At 46.7% G+C, this 7,609-nt stretch carries 8 protein-coding genes; 5 read left to right on the top strand and 3 right to left on the bottom strand.

Annotated elements, in window-relative coordinates; translation table 11 throughout:
• Positions 1-141: 141 nt before the first annotated feature.
• From SWH54_14745 to SWH54_14735, 3 genes are all read right to left on the bottom strand, one after another.
• Positions 142-762, bottom strand: a complete 621-nt coding sequence (locus tag SWH54_14745) for a hypothetical protein (protein ID MDY6792518.1) — start codon at positions 760-762, stop codon at positions 142-144.
• Between the two features lie 103 nt (positions 763-865).
• The gene (locus tag SWH54_14740) at positions 866-1,270 is read right to left on the bottom strand and encodes a hypothetical protein (protein ID MDY6792517.1); all 405 of its coding nucleotides are present in this window, start codon (positions 1,268-1,270) and stop codon (positions 866-868) included.
• A 210-nt stretch (positions 1,271-1,480) separates the two neighbouring features.
• The gene (locus SWH54_14735) at positions 1,481-2,095 is read right to left on the bottom strand and encodes a hypothetical protein (GenBank protein ID MDY6792516.1); all 615 of its coding nucleotides are present in this window, start codon (positions 2,093-2,095) and stop codon (positions 1,481-1,483) included.
• A 369-nt stretch (positions 2,096-2,464) separates the two neighbouring features.
• Here SWH54_14735 and SWH54_14730 point away from each other — a divergent pair, with 369 nt between their 5' ends.
• The 5 genes from SWH54_14730 to SWH54_14710 are packed head-to-tail and all read left to right on the top strand — an operon-like array spanning position 2,465 to position 7,594.
• Positions 2,465-3,640 (top strand): hypothetical protein, encoded by a 1,176-nt coding sequence (locus SWH54_14730; protein ID MDY6792515.1) that lies wholly within the window; start codon positions 2,465-2,467, stop codon positions 3,638-3,640.
• A 33-nt stretch (positions 3,641-3,673) separates the two neighbouring features.
• Entirely contained in the window at positions 3,674-4,420 is a 747-nt protein-coding gene (locus tag SWH54_14725; GenBank protein ID MDY6792514.1) for an ABC transporter ATP-binding protein, read from the top strand.
• A complete protein-coding gene (locus SWH54_14720; protein MDY6792513.1) occupies positions 4,417-5,589 on the top strand; it encodes an FtsX-like permease family protein in 1,173 nt (390 codons plus the stop codon). The genes SWH54_14725 and SWH54_14720 overlap by 4 nt, the downstream gene beginning before the upstream one ends.
• Positions 5,586-6,860 (top strand): FtsX-like permease family protein, encoded by a 1,275-nt coding sequence (locus tag SWH54_14715; protein MDY6792512.1) that lies wholly within the window; start codon positions 5,586-5,588, stop codon positions 6,858-6,860. Before SWH54_14720 ends, SWH54_14715 begins: the two co-directional genes overlap by 4 nt.
• Positions 6,857-7,594: an outer membrane lipoprotein-sorting protein gene (locus tag SWH54_14710; GenBank protein MDY6792511.1), complete on the top strand. Its 738-nt coding sequence runs from the start codon at positions 6,857-6,859 to the stop codon at positions 7,592-7,594. Before SWH54_14715 ends, SWH54_14710 begins: the two co-directional genes overlap by 4 nt.
• The last annotated feature ends 15 nt before the right edge of the window (positions 7,595-7,609 follow it).

Raw genomic sequence — 7,609 nt, 5'->3', positions numbered from 1 at the left:
AAAGCCTTTCAGAATTTGGGTTTTTGGTTTCGTCACCATCTGTATACCCTTATTCTAAAGGCTTTTCCAGCTTTTTTAGATGGTTATTACTACTTTTTTTCGCTCAATTGGGGTTATATTAAAAAAAGTCATCTCAGCCTTTCAACGCCCATGGAATTCGCCCGCCGCCCTTGAAGGATTAGCATTATGCCGCTTCGATCTAAGTGAAATTGCGAAACCATAGATTACAAAACACAGCGAAATTAGCTGCTGAATTGTTAAAAGTGGTTTGTACTGAATTATCATCAACGCGGCCATACTTCCGTTCATGAGCATGAAAAATACCCAACCGTATAAATTGCTCTTGGCCAATAAGTAGCTTCCTGTCAGGAAGCCGATCATTACGCCTATTTCAAGTACTTGGGTCGCTGCTGTGATGCCTCCATAGTCATACAGGCTATAACAAACGCCAATAATCAAAAAACCATATGTAAATAATGAAGCCGTTAAATCAAAGAATTTATTTGGAGAGTCTGCATTTTGATATGCAGTGAATAGCCCAAACAGCATTGAAGGAAGCCCTCCGGCCTCTATTGAAGCTGCTATCCAGTCGTGCTTGCTGATAAGAATAATCACCCATGCTGGAACACCTAATATATAAACAAACCATCCTAAGATTTTTAGCTTTCTCTTGGTTTTTTGTTTTTTCCCTTCCGCAAGAGCAAAAAAGATCTTATTTAAAAGATAAAAACATCCTCCCCAGGCCTGTAAAATTATATCCATACGTATGTATATCTGATAAAATTGCTATCGTCTGTTTCAGCGGTGTTTTGAAGAGCATAGCGACGAAAAATATCCGCCGTAAATATTTATTATCCCCGGTTTATTATGGCTGTGCTATTTTGGCACCGTTCCGTTTAAGTATTGATGTAATTTTACCTGACACCGATTTAGTTGCTGCACCTTCGAGAATAAGGAAACATATACTTCTATTGCCAAATTGTAGGGAAGTCCCCGTAATAGGTTGTGTGTGTATTTGTGCTGTTGAATCCTTATCATGAAGGTCAATATAAAACCAAATCCCATCTGTGTCAGGATTTGGCACACCGGATGTCCAACCACCAGTGCGTTCAGACTTGTGGGTATGGTAGTTATAGTCAATCTTTAGGTTTTCAGTATCAACGTTCTTATTAATGGAGAATTCCTTAAGTTGAGGATACATTTTCTTCAATTTTATAATTTCATTTGAAATCCTCTTAACGAATTCATGATACTTCGACTCGTCTGCCAAGCCGGCCTCCTTAGCAAGCAAAATAAATACTACTGCAAGTATAAAAAATAATTTTCGATTGTATGGATTATGTACCAACTTTTTATCTTTTCAATTTGGATGTCGCCGACATCACCCGCTATGCCCAAAGTTAGGAACAAACAGCGGGCATGGTTGGGTGTATGCAGCTGTTATACGAAAATTTTTGTTTAATTCCGCTGAAAGAGCATGTTATGTCGAGATATTTATAATCAATAGTAAACTAGAACCAAGAAAGATAAGACCAAATATTATAAATACTGATTGCATTAGGCTTAAAATCGTCACTTTTTTGAATAGGTTTTTCCAACCAATTCCAGTAAGTTTATTATTAAGATAATCCACACTTGTGTATTGTTTTGCATTTAAATTATTTTCCTCTTTTTGTTTTGAACTCCTCTTTCCATACCGTCTTTCATCTCGCCATTTCTCCCAAGTAAAATGCTTATCTCCTGGAAAATATTTTGAATCTCCTCTTTCTTTTAAGTCAAATTCAATTTCTTCTTCAACCTTAGCAAACATCGAAATATATTTAAGGTTAGTGCGGTAAAAGGATCTCAAAAGTAAAATACAGCAAATGCATAAGCATATGCCTAAGATCGAAAAGGTTATCAATAGTAACCAGATGGAAAAATTTTTGCACGGCAAATATTCATCAATATAGTATTTCGCCCACCCGCCAGCTATTAGGGTTAAAATTGGTGTAAACCATTTTACAGTTTCCCACATCATGCTTCGTTGATGGCGAGCCTCTTCTGTGTAAAATTGATGCATATGCAACATTTCTTTAACATCTTGATTGGGCATAAAAGACTCCTATTTATTTCCATTCATAGATGATGATTTGCGTTAATGACATAACGAGCAGATTAAGCCACTTCATCGTAATATGGTTTATAGTTAAGTACCATTAAATCTTGTACTGGACAAGTCATATTTTTATTTTTAGATGGTTTTACACCTTGAAAACATTAGAATAATTAATGCAGTCGTGAAAACTTGGTAGTTACATCATGATTCAAATTCATTCCAAAATAAGAGAATACAGTATTTTGACCATAAAATTATTAAATGGAACTTTATATAAAAATTGTGTATAAAGCAAAGTGCATGATTTTAGATTTTCAGGAAGAGGGTGCATGCTGAGCCATGCTATAAGCATGAGTAGCATTCAGCATGTTTTTAAAAGTCTGCAGATTGGAGGCTTGCCTGGTCAGATTTCGTGAAATTCTGCTGTTAAGCGCCTTACTTATCACCTGGTGTGTATCCACTCACGCCCAGACAGTGGATCTTTCGGGCCAGATGTCTGCATGGGGAACGGTAAAGCGCGACGATGCGCAAGTCGGTTTGCGGTACATACCCGAACTGTCTTTTGCCAGACAATTTTGGAAAACCTACGAAATAAGCGCAGAGGCGGCAGTCAAAGCCCAGTGGTTCAGCTGGTACGACGATGACTGGGACCATATTGAAAGCGACTCGGAGATGGATTCCTATCGTCTGTGGGTACGCTTATCTTCATCGCAATACGAACTGCGTGCAGGCCTGCAGAAAATCAACTTTGGTTCTGCTACCCTGCTAAGGCCTTTAATGTGGTTCGACAGCATTGACCCGAGGGATCCCCTGCAGTTGACCGATGGCGTATACGGCCTGCTGGGTCGGTACTATTTTCTGAACAACGCCAATATCTGGGTGTGGGGGCTATACGGAAACGATGACCTCAAAGGCTGGGAAAGGTTACCCAGCTATGAACGGGAAATTGAGTTTGGCGGACGTGTACAGGTACCGGCTCCCGAGGGCGAAATGGGACTTTCTTATCACCATCGACGGGTAAACCCGGAAGGCACCGGTTTTGGCGCGCAGTATCCTGATCAGGGTAACTTTTCGGAACAGCGTATCGGAATTGATGGGAAATGGGATGTCGGTGTCGGCCTGTGGCTGGAGGGCACGGTGACCCGTCAGGATCTGGACGTACCGGAGTCTCGCTACCAAAAGCTTCTCACGGTGGGCACGGATTACACCTTTGATATCGGCAATGGACCGCATCTTCTCTTGGAGCAATTTATGCGCGTTGAAACGAAAAACCTGTTCGGCTCCGGGGACAGTCAATCCATTTCAGCCCTGTCAGCCGACTATCCTCTGAGCTTGCTCGATACCGTATCGGCCATTGTATACTACGACTGGGAAAACGATGACTGGTCGGGATTTCTTACCTGGCGACGCTCCTATGATCATTGGCAAATACATGTGAGTGCGTTTCGGAACCCGGACCGGGCTTCCATAGCCCAGGATACGACAACGGCCAACAGTTTCTCGGGTAACGGTGCACAGCTTATGCTGGTGTTTAACCACTGAAATGAATAATGGTTAAATTTAAAGGACTGACTTATGACTAATTCTGCAATTGTGTCGATCAACGGCCTGGTGAAGCGTTTTTCCATCGGCGGCGGCCAATTTACCGCTCTTGAAAGCATAGACCTGACCTTCGGAAAAGGTGAATTCGCCGGACTGATTGGACCCAGTGGCTCCGGCAAGACAACGCTGTTGAACATCATCGGCTCACTGGATGCGCCCACGGAAGGAAGTGCCGTTGTACTGGGGCAATCTATCGGCGAACTGAGTCACCGACAGGCGGCTCGATTGCGTAACCAGAATCTTGGATTTATTTTCCAGACCTACAACCTGTTGCCGGTGTATACGGTTTTTGAAAACGTCGAATTTCCCCTGCTGCTGCTCAAGATGCCTGCAACAGAAAGGCGTAAAGCGGTATTGGATGCCCTGGACGCCGTTGGATTAACCGACAAGGTCCAATCACGTCCCGCCCAACTGTCCGGTGGTGAAAGTCAGCGTGTCGCCATCGCACGTGCGATGGTCAAATCGCCGAAAATCGTTCTGGCCGACGAGCCCACCGCCAACCTCGATGCCAAGAATTCGCATCACATCTTGCAGACCATGGTAAAACTGAACCAAGCGTTTAACACCACCTTTATCTTTGCCAGCCACGACGAGAAGGTGATCGGTTATCTGCGTCGCAAGATCACGTTAAACGACGGCAAGGCCGTTAGTGACGAACTCGTCGAGCATCCGGTGCACCTGGCAAATCTGCCATCGACAGCCGGGGGAGGTCACACATGATTGCTCCCAAGCTGGCTTACCGTAACCTGATGGGTGCAAAGTTGCGCACCTGGCTGAACATCATCGTTCTGTCCATGGCCTACGTGATTATCATCTGGCAGCAGGGCTTTCTGGACGGGTGGAACCGGCAGGCGTTACGCGACATGATCGAATGGGAAATTGGCAGCGGGCAATACTGGCACCAGCAGTATGATCCGTATGACAGTTTTTCCATTGAAGAAAGCCATGCAACCGTGCCTGCATCGTTGACCGGATTCCACACCGGTCAACCCGTTGCACCCATTCTCATTGCCCAGGCGACCATTTACCCGCAGGGACGCATGCAAAGCTGCCTTCTCAAGGGGATCGAACCCGGTCAAACGGTGCTTAAGCTACCAACGGCAGATCTAAAAACTGATATCTCTGAAATTCCTGTGCTCATCGGCACCCGAATGGCAAAAAGCGCCAATCTGAACATGGGCGATCGATTCACCGTCCGCTGGCGAGATGCGAATGGTACCTTTGATGCTGCCGAGGCAAAAGTCGTGCGCATCATGAAAACGACTGTAGCAACGGTTGAACAGGGCCAGCTATGGCTGCCGATAAAACGTCTGCAAAAGATGATGCAGATGCCCGGTGAGGCCACCATCATCGTCACGAGTAAAGCGGCAAAAAAAACAGATCTGCTGCCAGGCTGGATATTTCGCGATCGTAATTTTCTATCGCAGGACCTCGCCGATATGATTCGGATGAAAAAAGCCGGCGGCTATATTTTTTACATCGTTTTGCTCTCTTTAGCATTACTGGCCATTTTCGATACACAGGTGCTGGCGATTTTCCGCCGCAGCAGGGAAATCGGTACGCTGATTGCCCTGGGCATGACCCGCGGTGCGGTGATCCGTCTGTTTACCTTCGAGGGAGCCATGCACGGTATTCTTGCCGCCATATTTGCGGCAGTGTATGGAATTCCATTATTAAGCCTACAGACGGTCAGAGGTTTTGCCATGCCGGAGGCAGCGGACAGCTTCGGCCTTGCCATTGCCGAAAGGATATACCCCGTCTACAGCGCAGGCCTGGTCATCGGTACCACACTCATCGTGCTGATTGCCGTTACCATTGTAAGCTTTATGCCCACACGCAGAATCACCAAACTGAACCCCACCGATGCCATAAAGGGGAAGCTGGCATGATACGGTTTCTATTCAAAGGCCTGTTACGTGACCCTTCCCGGAGCCTGTTTCCGGTATTGATCGTAAGCATCGGCGTGATGCTGACCGTCTTTCTGCAAACCTGGCTAAAAGGGGCGATGGGCGATGTGGTGCGTTCCAATGCCGGCTTTTCCACCGGACATGTGAAAATCATGAGCAAGGCCTACGCGGAAAATAAATCCCAAATACCCAACGACCTGGCGCTAATGGGCGTCGAGGAACTGCTATTCACCTTGCGCGACACCCACTCTGACATGGTATGGGTCGACCGCATCCGCTTTGGCGGTCTGCTGGACATACCGGATGAACAGGGTCAAACCCGCGCGCAAGGCCCGGCCGCCGGTCTTGCGGTAGATTTGCTGTCGACCCAAAGCCCGGAAATTGAAACCTTGAATATTGGAAAGTCCATTGTACGCGGGCGGCTGCCCGTCAAATCCGGCGAGATACTTATCGGTGAGGAATTCGCCGACAAGCTCAAGGTAAATCCCGGTGATACAACCACGTTGCTGAGCACCACCATGAATGGCAGCATGAGTATGCAGAATTTCACCATCGCCGGCACGATTCGCTTCGGTGTAGCTGCAATGGATAGAGGCGCCCTTGTGATAGATATTGCCGATATCCGCCGCGCACTGGATATGAAAAATGCAGCCGGTGAGCTGCTCGGTTATTTTAGAGACGGGCTTTACCATGATGCAGCGGCCATTCAGGTCGCACAGGTGTTTAATAAACAATTCGCTGCCTCCGACGATATTTATGCGCCGGTGATGCACGCCTTGCGGGATCAGAATGGTCTGGGCGAATATATGGATATGGCCAATTATTTTTCGTTCATCGCATCCGGCATTTTCGTCGCTGCTATGTCCATCGTGTTATGGAACGTGGGGTTGATCGGCGGTCTGCGCCGTTACGGTGAAATGGGCCTTCGATTGGCAATTGGTGAGGATAAACGCCATGTGTATGGATCCCTTGTTATTGAAGCCCTGTTCGTCGGCATTACCGGTTCCATTATTGGAACTGCCCTCGGCCTCGCGTCGGCCTGGTATCTTCAGGTCCACGGCGTGGATATCGGTTCCATGATGAAGAACTCAACCATGATGATGTCGAATACCGTACGCGCCGAAATCACCCATGTATCATTTTACATCGGTTTTATACCTGGTATGTTCTCCACCGTTCTGGGTGCCGCCTTATCCGGCATTGGCATCTATAGGCGGCAGACTGCGCAACTTTTCAAGGAACTGGAAACATGAAAAAATTATTATGTATCGCGTTTTTGCTGTTGAATGCGACCGCGCAGGCGGAAACTCCTTCCGGGGCGATGATTATTAAGAAGGTGGACGAAAATATATCCTCCGAAACCCGCGTGGTCACTTCAAAAATGATCATCCATAACCGCCGCAATACGAGAACTGTACAGTCCAAATCATGGACCCAGGGCGACCGAAGGGCGTTTACCGAGTATCTTGCTCCAGCGCGGGAACAGGGCACAAAAATGTTGAAGTTGGAGGATCGGCTCTGGATATATTCTCCCGCCACCGACAGGATCATAAAAATATCCGGGCATATGCTCCGGCAGTCGGTAATGGGTTCCGACCTGTCCTATGAAGACATGATGGAAAACCCCCGTTTGTTGGAAGTCTATGACGCGAACTTAACCGGAACGGAAATCATCGACAACCGTTCATGCTGGGTGGTCCGGCTGGTGGCAAAGAAAACCGATGTGGCCTACCACTCACGAACCATGTGGGTCGACCGGGAGCGCTATGTTCCACTCAAAGAAGAACTGTACGCCAAGAGCGGAAAATTGCTGAAGAAAGTCGATTTAAAGGATTTCTCACGGATAGGCCATCGCTGGTTTCCCTTGCGCATGATTTTCAAGGATGTCCTCAAAACCGGCGAGGGAACAGAATTTGTCACCGAATCCATTGAATTCAACGTCCCCATCCCAAAGCACCTTTTTTCCAAGGCGGCATTGAGGCGATGATTATAATCTTAAAGA

The organism is Thermodesulfobacteriota bacterium, from assembly GCA_034189135.1.
Taxonomy (GTDB): domain Bacteria; phylum Desulfobacterota; class Desulfobacteria; order Desulfobacterales; family JAUWMJ01; genus JAUWMJ01.
This window is presented reverse-complemented; position numbering and strand designations above follow the sequence as displayed.